At 33.0% G+C, this 19,320-nt stretch carries 23 protein-coding genes and 2 pseudogenes; 18 read left to right on the forward strand and 7 right to left on the reverse strand.

All coding sequences use genetic code 11. The annotated features are described in order from the left end of the window. The first annotated feature begins 62 nt into the window (after positions 1–62). Together ACQ9BO_RS19430 and ACQ9BO_RS19435 are read left to right on the forward strand one after the other, a co-directional pair. Positions 63–785, forward strand: a complete 723-nt coding sequence (locus ACQ9BO_RS19430; RefSeq protein WP_431242089.1) for an SDR family oxidoreductase — start codon at positions 63–65, stop codon at positions 783–785. Between the two features lie 123 nt (positions 786–908). Then, positions 909–1,673, forward strand: coding sequence for an SDR family oxidoreductase (locus ACQ9BO_RS19435; protein WP_431242090.1), 765 nt, complete (start codon positions 909–911; stop codon positions 1,671–1,673). 111 nt (positions 1,674–1,784) lie between these two features. Here ACQ9BO_RS19435 and ACQ9BO_RS19440 read toward each other — a convergent pair whose 3' ends face one another. The 6 genes and pseudogenes from ACQ9BO_RS19440 to ACQ9BO_RS19465 form a co-directional block, all read right to left on the reverse strand. Continuing rightward, positions 1,785–2,111 carry a hypothetical protein gene (locus ACQ9BO_RS19440; protein WP_431242091.1) on the reverse strand — a complete coding sequence of 109 codons (327 nt, stop codon included), beginning with the start codon at positions 2,109–2,111 and terminating at the stop codon, positions 1,785–1,787. Next, complete coding sequence (locus tag ACQ9BO_RS19445; protein WP_431242092.1) at positions 2,104–2,292, reverse strand: hypothetical protein; 189 nt, start codon at positions 2,290–2,292, stop codon at positions 2,104–2,106. The genes ACQ9BO_RS19440 and ACQ9BO_RS19445 overlap by 8 nt, the downstream gene beginning before the upstream one ends. Positions 2,293–2,436: 144 nt before the next feature. Next, on the reverse strand, positions 2,437–2,598 hold the full coding sequence (locus ACQ9BO_RS19450) for a hypothetical protein (RefSeq protein WP_431242093.1): 162 nt from the start codon (positions 2,596–2,598) through the stop codon (positions 2,437–2,439). A gap of 25 nt (positions 2,599–2,623) precedes the next feature. Next, positions 2,624–2,911 (reverse strand): hypothetical protein, encoded by a 288-nt coding sequence (locus ACQ9BO_RS19455; protein WP_431242094.1) that lies wholly within the window; start codon positions 2,909–2,911, stop codon positions 2,624–2,626. 90 nt (positions 2,912–3,001) lie between these two features. After that, positions 3,002–3,700, reverse strand: a pseudogene (locus ACQ9BO_RS19460) (LytR/AlgR family response regulator transcription factor). Continuing rightward, positions 3,700–4,452, reverse strand: a complete 753-nt coding sequence (locus ACQ9BO_RS19465; RefSeq protein WP_431242095.1) for a sensor histidine kinase — start codon at positions 4,450–4,452, stop codon at positions 3,700–3,702. The pseudogene ACQ9BO_RS19460 and the gene ACQ9BO_RS19465 overlap by 1 nt, the downstream one beginning before the upstream one ends. Positions 4,453–4,900: 448 nt before the next feature. Here ACQ9BO_RS19465 and ACQ9BO_RS19470 point away from each other — a divergent pair, with 448 nt between their 5' ends. The 16 genes and pseudogenes from ACQ9BO_RS19470 to ACQ9BO_RS19545 all read left to right on the forward strand — a co-directional run bounded on the left by ACQ9BO_RS19470 (position 4,901) and on the right by ACQ9BO_RS19545 (position 18,785). Next, a complete protein-coding gene (locus tag ACQ9BO_RS19470; RefSeq protein WP_431242096.1) occupies positions 4,901–6,286 on the forward strand; it encodes a TolC family protein in 1,386 nt (461 codons plus the stop codon). Between the two features lie 12 nt (positions 6,287–6,298). Continuing rightward, positions 6,299–9,589 (forward strand): annotated as a pseudogene (locus ACQ9BO_RS19475) (efflux RND transporter permease subunit). A 376-nt stretch (positions 9,590–9,965) separates the two neighbouring features. Then, positions 9,966–10,217, forward strand: coding sequence for a biotin/lipoyl-binding protein (locus ACQ9BO_RS19480; RefSeq protein WP_431242097.1), 252 nt, complete (start codon positions 9,966–9,968; stop codon positions 10,215–10,217). A gap of 20 nt (positions 10,218–10,237) precedes the next feature. Further along, complete coding sequence (locus ACQ9BO_RS19485; protein WP_431242098.1) at positions 10,238–10,990, forward strand: efflux RND transporter periplasmic adaptor subunit; 753 nt, start codon at positions 10,238–10,240, stop codon at positions 10,988–10,990. A 305-nt stretch (positions 10,991–11,295) separates the two neighbouring features. Next, positions 11,296–11,919 (forward strand): hypothetical protein, encoded by a 624-nt coding sequence (locus tag ACQ9BO_RS19490; protein WP_431242099.1) that lies wholly within the window; start codon positions 11,296–11,298, stop codon positions 11,917–11,919. Between the two features lie 104 nt (positions 11,920–12,023). Next, the gene (locus ACQ9BO_RS19495; protein WP_431242100.1) at positions 12,024–12,452 is read left to right on the forward strand and encodes a hypothetical protein; all 429 of its coding nucleotides are present in this window, start codon (positions 12,024–12,026) and stop codon (positions 12,450–12,452) included. Positions 12,453–12,801: 349 nt separating this feature from the next. Then, positions 12,802–13,104, forward strand: coding sequence for a hypothetical protein (locus tag ACQ9BO_RS19500; protein WP_431242101.1), 303 nt, complete (start codon positions 12,802–12,804; stop codon positions 13,102–13,104). Then, a complete protein-coding gene (locus tag ACQ9BO_RS19505) occupies positions 13,070–13,633 on the forward strand; it encodes a hypothetical protein (RefSeq protein ID WP_431242102.1) in 564 nt (187 codons plus the stop codon). Before ACQ9BO_RS19500 ends, ACQ9BO_RS19505 begins: the two co-directional genes overlap by 35 nt. 66 nt (positions 13,634–13,699) lie before the next feature. Then, positions 13,700–14,092, forward strand: a complete 393-nt coding sequence (locus ACQ9BO_RS19510; protein ID WP_431242103.1) for a hypothetical protein — start codon at positions 13,700–13,702, stop codon at positions 14,090–14,092. 173 nt (positions 14,093–14,265) lie between these two features. Then, positions 14,266–14,412, forward strand: coding sequence for a hypothetical protein (locus tag ACQ9BO_RS19515; protein ID WP_165877248.1), 147 nt, complete (start codon positions 14,266–14,268; stop codon positions 14,410–14,412). Positions 14,413–14,795: 383 nt separating this feature from the next. Further along, complete coding sequence (locus tag ACQ9BO_RS19520; RefSeq protein ID WP_431242104.1) at positions 14,796–15,263, forward strand: hypothetical protein; 468 nt, start codon at positions 14,796–14,798, stop codon at positions 15,261–15,263. A gap of 440 nt (positions 15,264–15,703) precedes the next feature. Next, a complete protein-coding gene (locus tag ACQ9BO_RS19525) occupies positions 15,704–16,177 on the forward strand; it encodes a hypothetical protein (protein WP_431242105.1) in 474 nt (157 codons plus the stop codon). A 354-nt stretch (positions 16,178–16,531) separates the two neighbouring features. Further along, entirely contained in the window at positions 16,532–16,876 is a 345-nt protein-coding gene (locus ACQ9BO_RS19530) for a hypothetical protein (protein WP_431242106.1), read from the forward strand. Positions 16,877–16,979: 103 nt separating this feature from the next. Beyond that, a complete protein-coding gene (locus ACQ9BO_RS19535) occupies positions 16,980–17,774 on the forward strand; it encodes a helix-turn-helix domain-containing protein (RefSeq protein ID WP_431242107.1) in 795 nt (264 codons plus the stop codon). Positions 17,775–17,997: 223 nt separating this feature from the next. Next, positions 17,998–18,420, forward strand: coding sequence for a DoxX protein (locus tag ACQ9BO_RS19540; protein WP_431242108.1), 423 nt, complete (start codon positions 17,998–18,000; stop codon positions 18,418–18,420). 20 nt (positions 18,421–18,440) lie between these two features. Further along, positions 18,441–18,785 (forward strand): cupin domain-containing protein, encoded by a 345-nt coding sequence (locus tag ACQ9BO_RS19545; protein WP_431242109.1) that lies wholly within the window; start codon positions 18,441–18,443, stop codon positions 18,783–18,785. A 170-nt stretch (positions 18,786–18,955) separates the two neighbouring features. Here ACQ9BO_RS19545 and ACQ9BO_RS19550 read toward each other — a convergent pair whose 3' ends face one another. Beyond that, the gene (locus ACQ9BO_RS19550; RefSeq protein ID WP_431242110.1) at positions 18,956–19,180 is read right to left on the reverse strand and encodes a cupin domain-containing protein; all 225 of its coding nucleotides are present in this window, start codon (positions 19,178–19,180) and stop codon (positions 18,956–18,958) included. Positions 19,181–19,320 lie beyond the last annotated feature (140 nt).

Here is a 19,320-nt window from a genome sequence, read left to right on the forward strand (position 1 = left end):
TTACAACACCCAAAAACTACCTTGCTCCTACCTTTGTCTTATCAATTTAAAAGATCGAAAAGATGAATTTATCAAACAACAAAATTTTAATAACAGGCGGTGCAAGTGGCATTGGACTTGGACTTACTGAAAGATTTATTCAAGAAAACAATACTGTTATTATTTGCGGACGAAGAGAATCTGTTTTAAATGAAGTAAAAGCAAAATTCCCTTCTGTAATTACAAAAGTATGTGACTTATCTATCGAAAAAGAACGAATCGCACTTTATGAATGGATTTCCGAAAACCACCCAGATTTAAACGTTTTAATCAATAATGCGGGAATTCAGAAATGGGTTTCAATAACAGATGCCGACTTTTATGAAAGCATGAAAGCAGAAATCAATACGAATATTGAAGCTCCTTTGCATTTGACATCGCTTTTTATTCAGTTAAAATCTTTGAATACGGTAATGAATGTAACTTCTGGATTGGCATTTTCGCCTTTTGCAAAAGTTCCTGTTTATTCGGCTACAAAAGCTTTTTTCCGTTCGTTTACACTTTCGCTTCGTCATTTGCTAAAAGCAAAAAATATCGAAGTAATCGAAATTATTCCACCAGCATTAAATACTGATTTAGGAGGCATAGGATTACACGACGCACACCCAAGCGTAAGCAGTTTCATCGAATCTATTTTCGAACAATTAAAAGAAGGCAGACAAGAACTAACTTTTGGAACCAGCGAAACAAGATTAAACGCAAGCGCAGAAGATTTGAGAAATCATTTTAACGCAATGCATAATTAATGGTAAATGATAAATGGTGAATTGTTAATTGTCAATTGTTAATTGAAAAGACAAAAAAATTGACATTTCACCATTCATAATTAACCATTCATAATTAACCATTCATAATTAACAATTAAAAACATGGCAGTAAATACAAAAATAGCTCTCGTTACTGGCGGTAGCAGAGGATTAGGGAAAAACATGGCAATTGCGATTGCTAAAAAAGGATTAGATGTTATTATTACATATAACAGCAAGAAAGATGAAGCAGATTCAGTAGTAAAAGAAATTGAAAATTTGGGCCAAAGAGCCACTTCAATTCAATTGAATGTTGGTGATTCTAATACTTTTGATTCTTTCTTTGAAGAAGTAAAAACAGTTTTGAAAGACACATTCAAAACAGATAAATTCGACTTTATTGTAAACAATGCTGGAATTGGAATCCATAATTCTTTCATTGGCACAACTGAAGCAGAATTTGATCAATTAACAAACATTCAATTCAAAGGTCCATTTTTCTTAACACAAAAAGGATTAAATATAATGAATGACGGTGGCGGAATCGTAAACATTTCAACGGGATTAGCGAGATTTTCATTTCCTGGTTACGCGGCTTATGCTTCTATGAAAGGCGCAATGGAAACTTTGACTAAATATCAGGCAAAAGAATTAGGTGCTAGAAAAATCAGAGCAAATATTGTTGCTCCCGGAGCAATTGAAACTGATTTTGGTGGCGGAGTAGTTCGTGACAATGAACAAATGAACCAGCAAATTGCTTCTGTAACAGCTTTAGGAAGAGTTGGATTACCTGATGATATTGGTGCTGTTGTTGCTTTTTTATGTACCGAAGATGCACGTTGGATCAATGCTCAAAGAATTGAAGCTTCTGGTGGAATGATGCTTTAAGGATTTCAAGTTTCAAGTTTCAGGTTTCAGGTTTCAGGTTTCAGGTTTCAAGTTTGAATGTGAAACTTGAAACCTGAAACAAAAAACAATTTGAATTAGTTAGAATTCTTTTTACTCCATTACAATCCTTCTAGTCAAATTTCCATCCTTATCAAAAATGAGATTATAATTTTTACCTTCCTTTTTAACTTTTACTTCATACGTTATTTCATTCTCTGCATCAAGTACAGAATAAATTTCTCTCAACGTCACAGGAAAAGATTTAGTTTTTGACTTGAATTTGGATTTTTCTTTATAAGCTACATTAGTACGGTAATTGGCATCCAAATAAAAATGCACACTTTTTGGCAATTTAGCACTTGTTATTTGTTCTTTATAATATTTAAAATTCCCTTGACTATCATAAATTGCAAAAGCCAGCGTTTTGGGCTTAGACATGAATTTTGCTCGCAAAATTAACATCAGTTTCATTCTTGCCAAACACTACTGTCCAAACTGGCTTCTTTTTGGAATATTGTTTCTCAAAAGCATTTCTTATATTTTCAGATGGCAGTAATATACTTTGACCAACTGATAAAGTAACATTGAAAAGAAACAGGAATAAGTAAATATTTTTCATTTGCATTTTTTTCAAAAAGCACAAATGTAATAAAAATACTACTTTTATTTTATGGGTTTAAAATTCAGAAAAAACAAAACCCGATAGTCCTAAAACTATCGGGTTTGCCTTTTTAAATATATTGAATTAGTAAGCAAGTATATTTCAATTTTTCTCGATAGAGACATTAAAATCGCCATCTTTATCAAAAACCACATCATAAAATTTGGAGTCTTTTTTAACGCCAACTTCATATGTCGTTTTATTTTTGTCATCCACCACAACCGCAATTTCTTTAATCTCTTTTGGCGAATAATTCTTTTTCAAATAAGCTTGCGCATTTATCGGCAACTTACTGAGCGGAATTTCTTTGCTCAAATGCTTTCAAAACTCCTGAATTGTCATAAATCGCTACAGCTTTAGTATTTTTATCTTTATTGAATTTCGCTTCATAACGAACTTCGTCATCATCATCTCCCACATATTCTTCAGACCAAACTGCAGTTTTTCCAGGATATTCCTTTTCAAAAGTAAATTTTACCTTTTCTGGCGGCGTGATTACTTTTTTCATATTTGTGCCTTCCTGTGCAATCAAAAAACCATTGTATAAAAACAAAACAATAAGTAAAAGCTTTTTCATACCCCATCATTTACAAATTAATTATCGTATTAAAATTACTACTTTTAAATGAAGTATAAATGAAGATGTGTTAATATTATCAACAATTTCTTATTTTTTTAAACGGTCAGACAATTCCCTTTTATATGTAATTCCTATTGGCAATTTTTCATGTTTGATCACTACAAAATCTTTTTCTGTATCCTCAATTTTGTCTAAAGCAACAATATATGACTTATGAATTCGCATAAAATTTTTCTCAGGAAGACATTTTTCTAATTCAGTTGTTGTTATTGAAGCTAAATAAGTTCGTTTTGTAGTATGAAGTTTCACATAATTACCAAAACTCTGTGCATACAAAAGTCTGCTCTAATTCGATCTCAATAAAATAACCGTCAACCTTTACGCTTATTGAATTTACAATATTTTCTTCTTCTTTGATTTTTACTGATTCTGTTGAAAAAAGCGGTCAACTGCTTTTAAAAATCTTGGAAAATAAATCGGTTTCAGTAAATAATCAATTACGCCATAATCATAACTTTCTAATGCAAATTCAGAATAAGCAGTAGTTAAAATAGTCTTAGGATGATTCGGAATAATCTTCAACAATTCCATTCCTGAAATCTCGGGCATATTGATATCTAAAAACATCAAATCAACATGATTTTCACGCAAATAATCCATAGCTTCAATACCGTTATATCCTTGAAAAACCAATTCTAATTGTGGATTCTGTTTGATATAATTCGCCAAAACATAATGCGCCGCCGGCTCATCATCAACAATTATACATTTTTTTGGCTCTTTCATTATACAAACTTTTTCAATTGAAGTTTTAAATCGATTATATAGGTATTTTTTTCATCCTGAATATCCAATTTATAGTCTTTTCCATAAATTAAATTCAGTCTTTCAATGGTGTTTTTTAAGCCAATTTTAGTCGAAACTACATCCGTTTTTTTCGTCGGAATTGAATTGACAACGTGTAAATGAAGATTTCCTTTTTCTACTGTAATAAAAATTCGGACAAAACATTTTTCGATTGCACAAGTTCCATGTTTAAAAGCATTTTCAATAAATGCAATCAACAGCATTGGTGAAATTTTATATGCATTTTCGTTGTCAATTTTAGAATCAAAAGTAATATCGCAACGGTATCCTACTCTTTCTTTTTCAAGCTGTACATAACTGTTTATAAACTCCAATTCATCTTCTAAAGACACACACTGCTTGTTATTGCTTTCGAGCTGGTAACGCATTAATTGCGAAACTTTCATAATCAGATCTGGAGTTCTTTCTGGAAATTCCAAACTGATTCCGTAAAGCGTATTAAAGGTATTAAATAAAAAATGCGGATTCAGTTGTCCTTTCAAAGAATTCAACTGCATTTGATTGAACAAAAGCGCTTCATCTGTCTGTTTTCTGTGAATTCTGTAGAATTTGAAAACAATAATCGGACTTAAAATACAAACCAAAGTTCCTAAAACACTCGCCAATTGGTAAACATAACTTCGCTGATGCGAATTTTGATACAAACGGCAATTGCTGAACATATCCAGCATGGTGATTTCATACAAAATAATAGAGAACACAAAAACTCCGAAAAGAGTCAGGAAAATATAAGTTAACGGACGCTGTGTTTTGAATAATATTGGAAGAAGAAAAAACGATTAAACTGGGCGTGCATGTACAAAATGCAATAGAAAAAAATCCCCATTAAAATGGAAGTGACCGAACTGAAAAGCATCCAGTCATTTTTTAACGTATAAATTGTAAATGAAAAAAGGACAACAGCAATTTCCTGCCACCACTTGTTATCCAATATATTATCAAACTTTTTATTCATTTTTAAAACTTAAATAGTCCACAAAGTTCGCACAAATATTTAATTCTTTTTTCCAAAAAATGACAAATTCAATTGGTCATTTATCAGTGCAGTACATCACTTAACCTGACTTTTATCAGCATAAGAGAAATAAATTTGTGCCATAATTTCACATTTTGAGTTTTATGTATTTCAAAAAAATTACCTTATTATTTTTCTTGATTCTAGCCTCAATTGGTTATTCACAAACCTTGTCTTTAAAAGAAGCAATAAAAACAGGTCTTGAAAACTACGGTTCGATCAAAGCAAAAAACAATTACGCCAGCGCCTCAAAAGAGACATTGAAACAATCTCGTCGTGATTATCTTCCAAACTTAAATTTATCTGCACAGCAGGATTACGGAACAATCAACGGACAAAACGGTGCACTTTACGGATTTAATGGTTTAGGAACTGCTTCTTCCGGGCCAGTATTGCCAGAACAAAACTGGAACTCTGCTTTTGGAGCTTTGTATTTGGTCAACATGAACTGGGATTTTTTCACTTTTGGGAAAACGCAAGAAAAAATCAATTTAGCAAAAGTTGATGTTCAGGCAAAAGAAAAAGATTTGCGGCAAGAAGAATTCCAACAGAAAATTAAAATTTCGGTAGCTTATTTGAATTTATTGGCGAGCCAAAGGTTACTGATTTCACAGCAAAAGAATTTAAGCCGTGCAGAAGTTTTCAAAAAGACAGCTGTTGCCCGAGTTAAAAACGGATTATTAGCTGGAGTAGATTCGACCTTGGCGACCGCTGAAGTTTCAAAAGCGAAAATTGCGCTGAATCTTGCGAGAAATTTTGTCAAAGAACAAAACAACAAATTAGTCGATTTAATGGGCGTTGCGCCTCAGGATTTCATTGCAGATACTTTATTTGTCAACCAAATTCCGAAAGAGGTTTTACGATCAACAGCTTCAACAGACAGTTTGCACCCTTTATTGCAGTATTACAAAACAAAAATTGATTACAGCAATCAACAGGTTAAATTGTACAAACGCTTTTATTACCCGACAATGAGTGCTTTTGGTGTTTTGCAAACGAGAGCTTCTGGTTTTGAAACGGGTTATGCGGTAGATCAATCTAATTTCAGCAGAAATTATTGGGATGGCGTGAATCCGGATCGCTCTAATTATTTAGTTGGAGTTGGAATCACTTGGAATTTGACAACACCTTTTAGAGCAAACAAACAAGTGACTTCGCAAAAATTTGTTTCACAAGCTTTGCAGGAAGAATACAATCAGGCGAGCAGAGAATTGCAGTCGCAACTGACTTTTGCTGAAGATAAAATAAAAATCACTTTAGAAAATTATGCCGAAGCGCCAATTCAGGTCAATGCCGCACAACGTGCTTATATTCAAAAATCGACTTTGTACAAAAACGGGTTAACCGATTTGACCGATTTGACTCAAACGATGTTTACACTAAATCGCGCCGAAATTGACCGTGATATCGTCAACAACAATGTATGGCAGTCATTTTTGCTAAAAGTCGCGACAACAGGAGATTTTGACCTATTTATAAACGAATTTTAATTATAAAGCCAAATGAATTTAATACGCTTTGCACTCCGCAAACCCATTTCCATATTAGTATTGGTTGCGGGTCTATTTTTCTTCGGAATTGGTGCCATAAAGGACATTAAGGTAGATATTCTGCCAAAAATGAACTTGCCGGTAATTTATATTGCGCATCCCTTTGGAGGTTATACGCCAGACCAAATGGAAGCTTATTTCGCCAAAAACTATGTAAACGTTTTACCTTTTTCGAATGGTATCAAATCTGTAGAAACTAAAAATATTCAAGGGTTAATGATTATGAAATTAACCTATTACGAAGGAACCAACATGGCTCAGGTCTGCTGCCGAGTTGAGTGCGCTTTCAAACAGAATTCAAGCGGTTTTCCCGCCAGGAACTCAGCCTCCGTTTATTATTCGTTTTGATGCTTCTTCATTACCAATCGGACAATTGGTTTTGAGCAGTAAAATCAGATCAAACAATGAATTGCAGGATTTGGCCAACGTTTATGTTCGTGCTTCGTTTACTTCGATTCCTGGTTTATTATCGCCAGCGCCTTTTGGCGGAAGCCCAAGAACTATTGAGGTAAACGTTGACCCAGATTTGTTGCGTTCTCACAATATGACACCGGACCAAATTGTAGAAGCCATTCGTTTGAACAACCAAACGGCTCCATCAGGAAACGTGCGTATGGGCGACAAAAACTATATTACGCCAACGAACAATACTATTAAAGAAGTTAAAGATTTTGAGCAGATTCCGTTATTCAAAGGAGGCGTTCAGAACTTAAAATTAGGCGATGTTGCCTCTGTAAAAGACGGTGCCGATATTACGGCAGGTTATGCCTTGGTGAACGGAAAACGTTCGGTTTATATTAGTATCGCAAAAGCGGGAGATGCGTCGACTTGGGATGTGGTTCAGAAATTAAAAAAGAACTTCCTAAAATCCAAAGCACACTTCCTGAAGACGTAAAATTATCGTATGAATTTGACCAATCGGTTTATGTAATCAACTCGGTTAAAAGTTTGATTACTGAGGGAATTATTGGTGCGGTTTTGACGGGATTAATGGTTTTATTGTTCTTAGGCGACCGTCGTGCGGCTTTAATCGTAATTATGACGATTCCAATTTCGATTATTTCTGGAGTTTTATTCCTGAAATTATTCGGGCAAACGATCAACTTGATGTCATTATCAGGATTGGCTTTGGCAATTGGTATTTTGGTGGACGAAAGTACCGTAACCATCGAAAATATCCACCAGCATCTCGACATGGGAAAACCAAAAGCGCTCGCCATTTGGGATGCCTGTCAGGAAATTGCTTTACCTAAATTATTGATCTTGCTTTGTATTCTAGCGGTATTTGCGCCAGCGTTTACAATGGTTGGTATTCCGGGAGCGTTGTTCTTGCCTTTGGCTTTAGCAATTGGTTTCTCAATGGTAATTTCGTTCCTATTATCTCAAACTTTTGTGCCTGTAATGGCAAACTGGATGATGAAGGGACACGCTAAACACGAACACGGACCAGAAATCACAGACGACGAAGCTGAGTTTAATGACTGCGGTTTAACACCAGAATCGGAACAAAATCTAATTACGCAGAAAAAAGGTTACGTAGAAAGAGAAGACACCAATAATAACGGAAAAATTAGCGTTTTCGAACGATTCAAGATTCGTTTCATGCGAACCTTAGACCGTTTGTTTGTTCATAAAAAAGCTACGACTATTATTTATTTAACTGCGTCTATTATTCTGGCTGTTTTGTTTATTAGTTTCATCGGAAAAGATGTTTTCCCACGAACCAATTCAAGTCAGTTTCAATTGAGAATGCGTGCTGTTGATGGAACGCGTTTAGAAAGAACAGAAGAACAAGCTAGAATTGTTTTGAAAGAATTGGAAAAAATGGTTGGAAAAGAGCATATCGGGATTTCATCTGTATATGTCGGCCAGCATCCTTCTCTATTCTCGATCAACCCGATTTATTTGTTCATGGCAGGTTCTCACGAAGCGGTTTTCCAAGTAAGTTTGAAAGATTATGAAGCAGATATGGACGACTTTAAAGATGAATTTAGAGCAAGACTTAAAAAAGTACTTCCAAATACGAAGCTTTCTTTTGAGCCAATCGAATTGACGGATAAAGTTTTAAGCCAAGGTTCTCCTACTCCAATTGAGATTCGAGTTGCCGGAAAAGACAAAAAGAAAAATGAATTGTACGCTACTCAGATTGTAGATAAATTAAAAGCAATATCCTATTTCAGAGACGTGCAAATTGGTCAGCCAATACATTATCCAGCAATGAATATTGATATTGACAGAACTCGTGTCGCCGAATTAGGAGTTGATATGAATGATATTTCTCGTTCGCTTGTAGCTTCGACCTCATCTTCACGTTATACAGAAAAAAACAACTGGGTTGACGAAAAAGCAGGATTATCCTATTCTGTTCAAGTTCAGGTTCCATTGAATAAAATGAAAAGCAAAACCGATATTGGAGAAATTCCAGTATTGAAAAACTCGCTTCGTCCCGTTTTGAGTGACGTTGCTAAAATTACACCAGGCTTTGTGAGTGGTGAAAATGATAATTTAGGGGCTATGCCATACATTACCGTTACAGCGAACATCTATAAAACCGATTTGGGGACGGCTTCTAAAGATGTGAGCAAAACAATTAGTTCTCTTGGCGAATTGCCACGTGGTTTGTTTATCACGCCAATTGGACTAAGTACTGTATTGACCGAAACATTAAGTAGTTTACAAACAGGATTATTGGTTGCCGTTTTTGTAATCTTCTTAATGTTGGCCGCTAATTTTCAATCGTTCAAAGTTTCGCTAGTAATCTTGACCACAGTTCCTGCGGTAGTTTTAGGATCATTGCTAATGCTGACACTTACTGGTTCAACGCTAAACTTGCAATCGTACATGGGAATCATCATGTCAGTCGGGGTTTCTATTGCCAATGCCGTACTTTTGGTGACCAATGCCGAGCAATTGCGTAAAATAAATGGCAACGCCTTAGAATCTGCGAGAGAAGGCTGCGCGTTGCGTCTTCGTCCAATTATCATGACTTCTGTTGCGATGATTATGGGTATGTTGCCAATGGCGATAGGACACGGCGAAGGAGGCGATCAAGTTTCTCCTTTAGGAAGAGCGGTTATCGGAGGATTATTATTTTCTACTTTTGCTGTATTATTGATCCTTCCGCAGATATTTGCTTGGGCACAAGAAAAAACATCGACACAATCTGTTTCTTTAGATCCTGAAGACGAAGAAAGCATCCATTATATTTCATCAATAAGTAAGTCGAAATTTAGAAAGTCATAACTCGTTGAGTGTAATTTTTTTTAACACATAGAAACATAGATTTTAGTTTTAAATAAAAAAAGGTAAAAGAAAAAACTAGTTTTCACACATAGCTATGTGCATTGAAATAAGTGAAACGCCTTTACCCGTAAGAAGAGCTATGATTCTATGTGTTAAATTAAATTTTAGACACTTTCACCCAAAAGCTTAAAATATATTCATTATATAAAACCAAAAAATGAAATCGCCAACAAAAAAATAATTTGTTGAAAACAAATACCGATAAATTAAAAGGCGATAACATAAATGACCAATGCAAAATAAATTCAACATTTATGAAAAGTAATATTATAAAATCATCTGCATTATTATTTACAGCACTAGTTGTATTAAGCGGTTGCGAAAAGAAAAAGAAGAAACTGCGAAAGTAGAAATCGAGCCTAAAGTTGAAACTTTCCTTTTATCGAAAGAAAAACTGACTACAGAGTTGCGTTTGCCAGCCGAATTAACAGGTTTCCAACAAGTTGATTTGTATGCAAAAGTGAGCAGTTTCGTAAAAACATTAAAAGTTGATATTGGTTCTAAAGTAAAAAAAGGACAGCTTTTGATTGTTTTAGAAGCGCCTGAAATCAGCTCACAAGTAGCGTGACCGAATCGAGATTAAAATCGATGGAAGCGATTTACGCAACCAGCAAAAGCACGTACAACCGTTTGTACGAAACAAGCAAAGTGGAAGGAACTATTTCTAAAAATGATTTAGAAATGGCAAACGGTAAAAAGAATTCGGATTACGCTCAATACCAAGCGGCCGTTGCGGCACACAAAGAAGTTTCAATTATGAGAGGCTATCTTGAAATTCGTGCTCCATTTGACGGCGTTGTAGCGGCTCGAAATGTGAATTTGGGAACATTTGTCGGCCCACAAGGAAAAGGTTCAGATTTGCCTTTATTGACGATCCAAGAGCAATCAAAATTGCGTTTGGCCGTTTCTGTACCTGAATTGTACACAGGTTATTTGCACCAAGGCGACGAAATGAGTTTCAACGTAAAATCATTACCAGACACTTTTACAGCAAAAATTACCAGAATGTCTGGCGCTTTAGATTTAAAATTACGTTCTGAACGAGTTGAAATGGATGTGCAAAACACCAAAGGAAATTTGTTACCAGGAATGGTTGCCGAAGTTTTATTACCGCTTAACGCGAAAGACAGCACGTTTGTAGTACCAAAATCGGCAGTAGTAAGTTCTGCTGAAGGAATATATGTGGTGAAAGTGGTAAACCACAAAGCCACAAGAGTTGACATTAAAAAAGGAAGAGAAATCGATGATAAAATCGAAATTTTCGGCGATTTGACTCCAAACGATAAACTGGTAAAAATTGCCAGCGAAGAAACTAAGGAAGGCGATACAATAAACGAATAACCTGCGTTTTAGTCTTCTTTTTAGTAGATTACCAATTACTGTACGCATTCTTCGGAGTGCAAATCTAAAATTTGCCTAAAGGGCGGTGCTTGATATAGTACCGCTCTTTTTTTGTAACTAAGGTGTTAAGAAACAAAGTTTCTTATCCTTTATTTATTTTTCTTGCAAAATCATAAAGTTGCACAGGTATTTAATAATCTATGTGATTCTTTTTTTAGGTTTTACAACAAAAATTATAAAGACAATTATTTGAATAGTTAATTTGCTATTTTTGAAATATACTCAAGATAAAACAATTAAAAACAATGAAAAAAACATTAAACCTCATTATAATTTTAGGTTGTATCACACTTGTTATTTATCTAGCGATTATTACATATCAAGTTATAAATATAAACGAGAATTGGAGTTGGTCAATCGACTTCGCAAACAAAGAAAATGTAATAAGTAATTATGGATCAATTGCGACAATGATTGTAGCTCTTATTTCAGCCATATTATTAATTTATACCATTTTCACACAGCTTACACAATTCAGAAAACAGACCGAACAATTTAATAAACAGCTTACATTGCAGGAAGACCAATTTAATAAACAATTTTCGTTGCAACAAGATCAATATAAAGAGGATAAAAGAAGAGAAGAAGAAGAAGAAAAGAAAGATATGTATTTTCAACTTAGGCTAGTCGACACATTCTTAATTTACTTCAGTAAACACTTAAAAGTGATGTCCGAAGAAATTAAAAAATGTTATGAATTTGAAAATAAATTTCCTTTACTACATGTTAATGTCCAATTTGACATTAATAAGGATGCAGAAAGATTAAACAAATTAGAAAGCTTATCGCTCTTTAAAACATTTCAATTCTTTTTGAAAACTACAATGATAATTGGGTTTCTGATTTTAATGATTTATTTGGAGTTGTAACTTTCTATGATGAAGTATTAAAAGAATTATTTATAAACAATAAAAATCATACTGCTGAAAAATACGACTATAAGGTTAAAATTACTTCACAGTTAAATCACATTATGGAAAAAGCAAAAATGATTTTAATTGAATACAGAAAACAGTTTAATGATTATGCAAATCAGCCATACTATTCTAGTGTAAATAATTTGCTATATAACTATAATAAATATTTAAAGGATTCAGGGCAAAATGAATCAAATATAGATGAAATCTCACAGGATATTCTTTTATCCTTTTTAAAAGAGATTGATAATCTTTTAGAAAATCCAAACGATGATAAATTTGGAATTATTGATTTAGCAAATTTGGTTTCCGCCCTTCGAAAGGATATTTTCTTTGTTAAATCTACAGCTTTAGTTTATTCTAAGAGTATGGAAAAAAGATATACCGAATACTTTTCAGAAGAAAATGATCATTTTAAGAGACTAAAAGAAATACAAGAAACCATTCACAAACGTTTGGATAAACTTAATGTAAAAAACCTTTAATCCGATTGCGCAGATTTGTAACTCCGATACATAAGAATTTTTCCTCTCATCAACGCTAAGACACTTGTTTTCAAAAGGAATAAACAGGTAGAAATACGTGGTTGTTTAAATTTGTAAATTGATATTTTTGAAAAAAATAATACTTAATAAACATTCGCTAATATTACTAAATTTGAATAAAATGCTACTACAAAGTAGCGAAATTTAAAAATTGTGAGCAATTTAAACAAGCCTATGAATAAAGGAGAAAAAAGAGAGAATTTCTATATGACAAATTTTCTAAAAATCTTTTATTTTTAAAAGAAAACGGTATTGTGTCTAATGAAATGAGTGATTATATCTGTCCTATATGCCTAGATACATTCACAAAAGACGATTTAGATCAAAAAAAGATAATCCTTTAAGTTTAGAAGATGCTCCACCGAAATCTCTTGGTGGTTCGCAAATTGTTTTGACATGTGAAAGATGTAATAATGGAATGGGAAAAGATATTGATTGGCATTTAACTGAAAGTTTAAACGAAATGGATTTTCACGACCAAATTGTAGGAGCTGAACAGAAAGGCACATTCAGTTTAAACGATATAACTGTTAATGGAAAAATAATAATTCAGGAGAATGGAATGCATAAAGCTTATTTATCAAAAAAATAATAACCCAGCAACTCTTGAAGAATATATAAAATTAATTAATGGAAAAGGAATAAAAAAACCATATTGGCGTCCTACTCCAACAAGAGTAGATCCAAAAAAACTACAAATTGCAATCATTAAAAATGCATACATTCTAATGTTTGAAAGATTTGGATACGCTTTTTTATTCGATAAAGAATACGATAGAATTCGAGAACAACTTTTAAATCCTGAATCTGATATTTATCCATTGAAATGCTGGTTTCAAGGACCATTTCCAGAAGAAAGAATTGGTGTACCTTTCATTACAGAAAAAAATTTGGAGTCAATTTTTGTACTATTTAAACTAACGACAAAATTGAGAAAAAGAATTTTTGGTGTAGTTCTTCCATTATCTGGTGCTAAAATCGAAAAAACAATTTTAGAACTTAATAATAGATTTGTAGATCAACAGCAATTTGCGGTTAATATGATGTCGTTTACTGACGATTATTTAACTAATCTAGAATCTGTAAATTTACTTTTAAAATATATGGAAAAGCAAAAATAACTTGTCATACATACAATAGAATGCAATTAATTTAGTACTAAAAAACAATTTAAAACATAGAGTATTATGAAAAAAATATTATTTGCTTCAATTATTTGTTTTACAACGATTTCTGTTTTTGCTCAAAGTACATCTGACATACCAAGTCAAAATATTTCTACTGATAGTAATGTAGAGTATAGACTATTCTCTACAAAAAATCTGTATACATTTATTAAACTAAACACAAAAAATGGACAAATGTGGCAAGTTCAGTGGTCTACTAAAGGTAATGAATCTGAAGCTCCATTATCCTTAACAAAAAGAGTTATAAAAGATGATGAAAAGAATGGAAGATTTTTTCTTTATCCAACAACAAACATATATAATTTCATTTTGCTTGACCAAATTGATGGTCGTGTCTGGCAAGTACAATGGTCAGCTGAGGCAAAAGACAGAATTGTTCTACCAATAAATTAAAAATTGTTATTGCTGGTCATGAGATTTTAAGTGCAAAAAAAATCTCTACTTGTTAGTGTGAGCATCTAACTTGTGAAGGCAATGTTTAAAAAAAATAATTCTTTACGGATTTCCATAAAACACTAAAATTCAACTGTATTAACTTTCTCCATATTAATTTAAAATAATTTATTATGGCAAAAACAGCCGCATTTCACAGTGTAAAACAATCTGTGTATCACAACAACACAAGTTGTACAGAAGGAAACAACATTGAAAAAGTTAATCTTCGACCAGGAACTGGTGGAAAACCACTTTGTAGTCATTGTAGTAGACTTTAATTTTTAAGTCGCTTTATATAAAGCGGCTTTTTTACATTATTCAAATTACCTTACTCCTCACTCAAATAAGGGTTCAAAATCTCCGCCAATTCAATGAGCCAATAATAATTGTCTTCAAAATTGGTTAGTCCAATTTGGAGGGTGTCGTGTTGTCGCATTACGCCGAGAGCTAAAATGCAATTTACTTGTTTTAATATTTTTGTCCTATCTTCGGGATCTATAATATGTTTAAAAAAATCAATTAACCTTTTTCCCCCGCTGGCGCGAGCGTCTCGCTCGTGAACGCAAAGAATTTCTAAATCAAAAAAATGTAAGAGGACTTAAACTTTTACTTTAAATTTGACTTTAAATAAAAATTATTCCAATAAAAAATCCCAATTAAAATGCCATCTGAAAGTAAATTAAAATATAAGTACGGACAACTTTGGGTCAAAGATGGCTTTTTATTGGTATTTTATATTTTCCTCTTTGACGAACTTAAAAATGATAATAAAGATTTTATTGAACTAAAAAAAGAACTCGTTCAAAACATCGATAATATATTTATAGACATGTTTGCCTTTCTTGATTTTAATGAGTTTATAATTTCTGATGAAATAAAAAATATTTTAATAAATCATATCGAAATCATAATTTTAAAAATGGACGAAGAAAGTAATTATTTTTCACTACAAAATTTAGATGAAATATTATCTCAGGTCAGAATTTATCACTTAGAAAATTTGGAGTATGAGCCTTCAGAGGAAACGATAAGCGGGCAGTATTCAAAGGATTTTAAGGAAGTAAAGAATAATTATATACAAGAGTTCGTTGATATAAAATCATTACTTGAAAAAGACTATCGCATTTAAATAAAAACCCCGTTAGCGCGGATTTGCAATCCGTGCCCACAAAGATTGGTTTGTTCCATGTTTTAATGACATATTATTCTGTTAAACTTTTACGGGCACGGATTGCAAATCCGCGCTAACGATCGTCTAGATAAATGCCTCCTACTCGGATAAGCTTTGTCGAGTCAGTTGCGAAGATTTCTCGTTCCCCGAAATGACAAACTAAACGCAAAAATCCGAAAACAAAAATCACCCACTCTACAAAATCTCCTGATTTTCCGCTTTTTAATGTTCTTAAAACCTCAAAGACAACCTTTGTCCCTTTGCAACTTTGTATCTTTTCAATTTCCTAAATTTAAACTTATTATACCATTTATATAACTTTTAACAACCATTGTATCAATATTTTAAACTTTAAATTTACAGTACATGTAAATGATATAGTATTTAAAATAATTATTATGGAAACTGCACAAAACGTTATTGACCTGCTATCACAAAAATACAAATCTCGTATTTCTGTTCTCACTAATACTTTAGAAAACAAATTCTGTTCGATACTGGATACCAAAAACGGCACTATTTTTTCTGTTTCGTGCGAATCGCTCTTTGTCTTCAAAGATTCCAAAAACAATTTCTGGTCGACTACACCAAAGTCATTTATCTACAACAACCAGAAACATTATCCAACGGAAGGCCAGGAATACACCAGTAAAAACGGCGCGAAATATACTTTCACCAACAAAGAAGCTGTTTTGAAAAGAGCTGTTGCCTATTTCGAAAAATTTATTGATCCGTGTTATGGAATCAAAATCGCAAATGAAAAATTCATTATTTATGAAAGTCTTGATAAAACAAAATTCCTTGCTTTAAACCTTCAAAAGTTTAAAGCACGAATGTTTAGCAAAGTCGACACTTACCTTTCTTTCAATTAAAAATAAACTGGCAAGTTTTGCCCGCAACGAAACTAAAAAAAGCAGTTGAAACGAAACAGCCTGCGTTTGCTTTTATTTTAGTAATTACCTAAACTGTACGCATTTTAAATTTTTGATTTGGGTTTTTAAAATGCAAAAATTACAATTTGTTTAAAAAGGACAGCTTTTAGTCAGTCGCTGTCCTTTTTTTATGTTTTATTCTTAAAACCTTGATAACACAATTTTACAGCTTCAAACTCATTTATTTTCACCCAACAAAAAACCTTATTTTAATACAAATAAAACTTTTAGTGGTAATACAATAAAAAACCATACTTTTAATTTTACTACACCAAGACAAAAAATCCACCAGTTATGCCACTAACAAAAAAAATCACAGAATTGCTGTCTAAAAAATACAATTCAAATATTACTATTTTAGGCACTTATGCAAATACCAGCTATACTTCTATTCTGGACAATGAAAATGGAACCATTTTCCTAATATCAGACGCTGATCTCTACTCTTTTATAGATCAAAATCGCAATTATTGGGTAACTCCTGTAGATTCTTTTCACGCAAATGGAAAAGACCATAATCCTAAACTTGGCGAATCGTATATAACCGACAGTGGAACTGCCTACAGTTTTACATCTAAAGAAGCAATTGTGGAAATGGCTATAGAATATTTCGAAAAGCATAAACATGATACCGCTTAGCCTTTTGATCCCTTAATTCAAACCTTCAATCCTTACAGAGCATAAAATCTGTTTCAAATCCTAAACAAAAAAATATGCTTACTTTTGATCAAAACAAAAGCAAATGATTGAGATTAAAACATTTGATCAAGCGGCAGAATTACAAGATCCGAGACGTATATTAAAATATGTACTTCTGTTTTGTACATCGGGTGAAATGACGCTATCTGTAGATGAAAATGAATATACACTTACCAAAAACTCAGTCATTACTATAACTTCTGGTCAAATTCATTTTATTAAAAACAGCAACAAAGCAATCGGATTTGTTCTCGAATTTACTTATGATTTTTTCTGCAAAAATGATAATGATATCGAACTCATTTTTCACAACAGCTTGTTCTGTCATTTTGCAATGAATGAAGTTATCAAAGTCGACAATGACAAAATGGTTGTTGATACGCTCAAACTTATCGAAAAAGAAATTGCTGAAAAACCCTATCAATACCTCATCTCTATTCATAATTATATCGAATTGATTTTAATAGAAATCAATCGCTCTAAAATAAAACTCGGAGAAGAAATCTACAAACCCGATGCTTTGTTTCTTCATTTTCTAGAGGCAATACGCGGGAATTTTGACAAAAATCTTTCAGTAAATGAAATTGCCAATTTAATTGGAACCACCGAAGCCAAATTGAACGAACTTTCAAAACTGCATTGCAATAAAACCGCCCAAAACATCATCTTCGGATTGCTAATTTCTGAGGCAAAACGTTTGTTTACTTACGAGAAATTATCGGTTAAAGAAACCGCTTATGCTTTGGGTTTTAATGATCCTTTTTACTTTTCGAATTTCTTCAAAAAACACACGAATATTTCTCCGAAATCTTATAAAGAAAAACTGGTCAATCTTTGATTTAAAATGGCTCGCTGATAATGCGGATTAAACAGATTAGCACAGATTTTTCTATTACTTGCTGGAGCAAAAATTCATCAGCGCAAATCTGTTCAATCAGTGCCATCTGTGGTCTATTTAAAAATAGCTCCCCATAATTACATGCTTTTTCCAGAATTCTCTATTCTTTAAAGAGAACCGTTGCCGGATCTTTGTATCTGATTAATAACTAATAAAATAGTTTATGAAAAGATATCAGGATTTTGCCGTTTTGCTTTTACGAATTGCAATGGCTATTGGATTTTTATCTGCCGTTTTGAGTCGGTTAGGTTTGTTGGGAAAACAATCTTCAGGGTGGGAAAATTTTCTGGCTTATGCCGAAAAAGTGAATTCTTTTTTGCCTAAAAGTTTTATTCCGCCAATAGCAATTATCAGCACTTTTTTGGAATCCTTATTTGCTGTTTTATTGTTGATTGGATATCAAACTAGAAAAACGGCTTTTGGTGCTTCAATCCTGACTTTTCTATTTGCGTTGGCAATGACATATTCCTTCGGAATTAAAGAACCTCTTGATTATTCAGTATTTGTCTTTTCTATGGGCGCTTTTCTTTTAGCAACAATCGAAAAATACAACTGGAGTTTAGATGAATTTCTTTCAAAAAATTAAACAATTTAAAATCAATTAAAATGGAAAAACAAATTGCAAAAACAAGCGAATTAAACTGGAAACCTCTTATTGAAGAAGGCGTAAATACAGACGGCATTTTTTATAAAGTGCTACGCTTTGACGAAACCGCTAACAGACCCAAAACTTTTTTATTAAAATTTGAAGCAGGAGCTTCGTACCCAAATCACCTTCATCCAGCTGGAGAAGAAATCTTTGTTCTTGAAGGCGAAGTGCGCTCTGGAAAAGACGAACTAAAAACAGGTGATTACTTGTACATGCCACCTGAAAGTACACATTCTGTTTTTTCTAAAAATGGTTGTACGCTTTTGTTTATGGTACCAGAAGAAGTTGTGATTTTGAAGTAATTAAAATTTCAAAAAAGAGCCAAAGGCTATACCAATATTGTAGAGCTGGACTTCAGTCCAGCTTAAATTGAATTGCATGACGTTGAAAATTATACCTTAAACTGGACTGAAGTCCAGCTCTACAATATGGGGCATTCCTTCGGAATTTTTGTTTTCATTTCAATGAAAGTTTATCTCAAATCCTTCTTTATAACCAAATATTTCAAATCTGTAGTTCCCGCATTGCTGATGCCGTGTTCCGCATTTGGCGGGCAATATAAACTTGTATTTGGCCCCACAACAACTGTTTTTCCATCCAAGAAAAAAGATGCTGAACCTTCGAGAATATAAAAGAATTCCTCTTCCGGATGGTGATGCGGCGCGTGTGTCGATTTTCCTGGCTCAACGATGCTCATTTTTAATGTATTTTCCTCAGTGAAGTTCTTGTCGGCAAACCAATATTGATAACCTACTTTTGTCTTTGTAGCTTTGGTTAAATCAAAATGATTGACACAGTTTTCGATTGTGTATTGTAGTTCTGATGGCGTTTTTTCTT

Source organism: Flavobacterium sp. P21 (genome assembly GCF_050632225.1).
Lineage (GTDB): Bacteria > Bacteroidota > Bacteroidia > Flavobacteriales > Flavobacteriaceae > Flavobacterium.

Bases quoted from the DNA above. Each gene is read 5' to 3' on its own strand.
- ACQ9BO_RS19430 (WP_431242089.1), top strand. From the start codon at position 63: ATGAATTTATCAAACAACAAAATTTTAATAACAGGCGGTGCAAGTGGC.
- ACQ9BO_RS19435 (WP_431242090.1), top strand. From the start codon at position 909: ATGGCAGTAAATACAAAAATAGCTCTCGTTACTGGCGGTAGCAGAGGA.
- ACQ9BO_RS19440 (WP_431242091.1), bottom strand. From the start codon at position 2,111: ATGTCTAAGCCCAAAACGCTGGCTTTTGCAATTTATGATAGTCAAGGG.
- ACQ9BO_RS19445 (WP_431242092.1), bottom strand. From the start codon at position 2,292: ATGAAAAATATTTACTTATTCCTGTTTCTTTTCAATGTTACTTTATCA.
- ACQ9BO_RS19455 (WP_431242094.1), bottom strand. From the start codon at position 2,911: ATGAAAAAGCTTTTACTTATTGTTTTGTTTTTATACAATGGTTTTTTG.
- ACQ9BO_RS19465 (WP_431242095.1), bottom strand. From the start codon at position 4,452: ATGCTGGATATGTTCAGCAATTGCCGTTTGTATCAAAATTCGCATCAG.
- ACQ9BO_RS19470 (WP_431242096.1), top strand. From the start codon at position 4,901: ATGTATTTCAAAAAAATTACCTTATTATTTTTCTTGATTCTAGCCTCA.
- ACQ9BO_RS19485 (WP_431242098.1), top strand. From the start codon at position 10,238: ATGGAAGCGATTTACGCAACCAGCAAAAGCACGTACAACCGTTTGTAC.
- ACQ9BO_RS19490 (WP_431242099.1), top strand. From the start codon at position 11,296: ATGAAAAAAACATTAAACCTCATTATAATTTTAGGTTGTATCACACTT.
- ACQ9BO_RS19495 (WP_431242100.1), top strand. From the start codon at position 12,024: ATGGAAAAAGCAAAAATGATTTTAATTGAATACAGAAAACAGTTTAAT.
- ACQ9BO_RS19500 (WP_431242101.1), top strand. From the start codon at position 12,802: ATGCCTAGATACATTCACAAAAGACGATTTAGATCAAAAAAAGATAAT.
- ACQ9BO_RS19505 (WP_431242102.1), top strand. From the start codon at position 13,070: ATGGAATGCATAAAGCTTATTTATCAAAAAAATAATAACCCAGCAACT.
- ACQ9BO_RS19510 (WP_431242103.1), top strand. From the start codon at position 13,700: ATGAAAAAAATATTATTTGCTTCAATTATTTGTTTTACAACGATTTCT.
- ACQ9BO_RS19515 (WP_165877248.1), top strand. From the start codon at position 14,266: ATGGCAAAAACAGCCGCATTTCACAGTGTAAAACAATCTGTGTATCAC.
- ACQ9BO_RS19520 (WP_431242104.1), top strand. From the start codon at position 14,796: ATGCCATCTGAAAGTAAATTAAAATATAAGTACGGACAACTTTGGGTC.
- ACQ9BO_RS19525 (WP_431242105.1), top strand. From the start codon at position 15,704: ATGGAAACTGCACAAAACGTTATTGACCTGCTATCACAAAAATACAAA.
- ACQ9BO_RS19530 (WP_431242106.1), top strand. From the start codon at position 16,532: ATGCCACTAACAAAAAAAATCACAGAATTGCTGTCTAAAAAATACAAT.
- ACQ9BO_RS19535 (WP_431242107.1), top strand. From the start codon at position 16,980: ATGATTGAGATTAAAACATTTGATCAAGCGGCAGAATTACAAGATCCG.
- ACQ9BO_RS19540 (WP_431242108.1), top strand. From the start codon at position 17,998: ATGAAAAGATATCAGGATTTTGCCGTTTTGCTTTTACGAATTGCAATG.
- ACQ9BO_RS19545 (WP_431242109.1), top strand. From the start codon at position 18,441: ATGGAAAAACAAATTGCAAAAACAAGCGAATTAAACTGGAAACCTCTT.
- ACQ9BO_RS19550 (WP_431242110.1), bottom strand. From the start codon at position 19,180: ATGAGCATCGTTGAGCCAGGAAAATCGACACACGCGCCGCATCACCAT.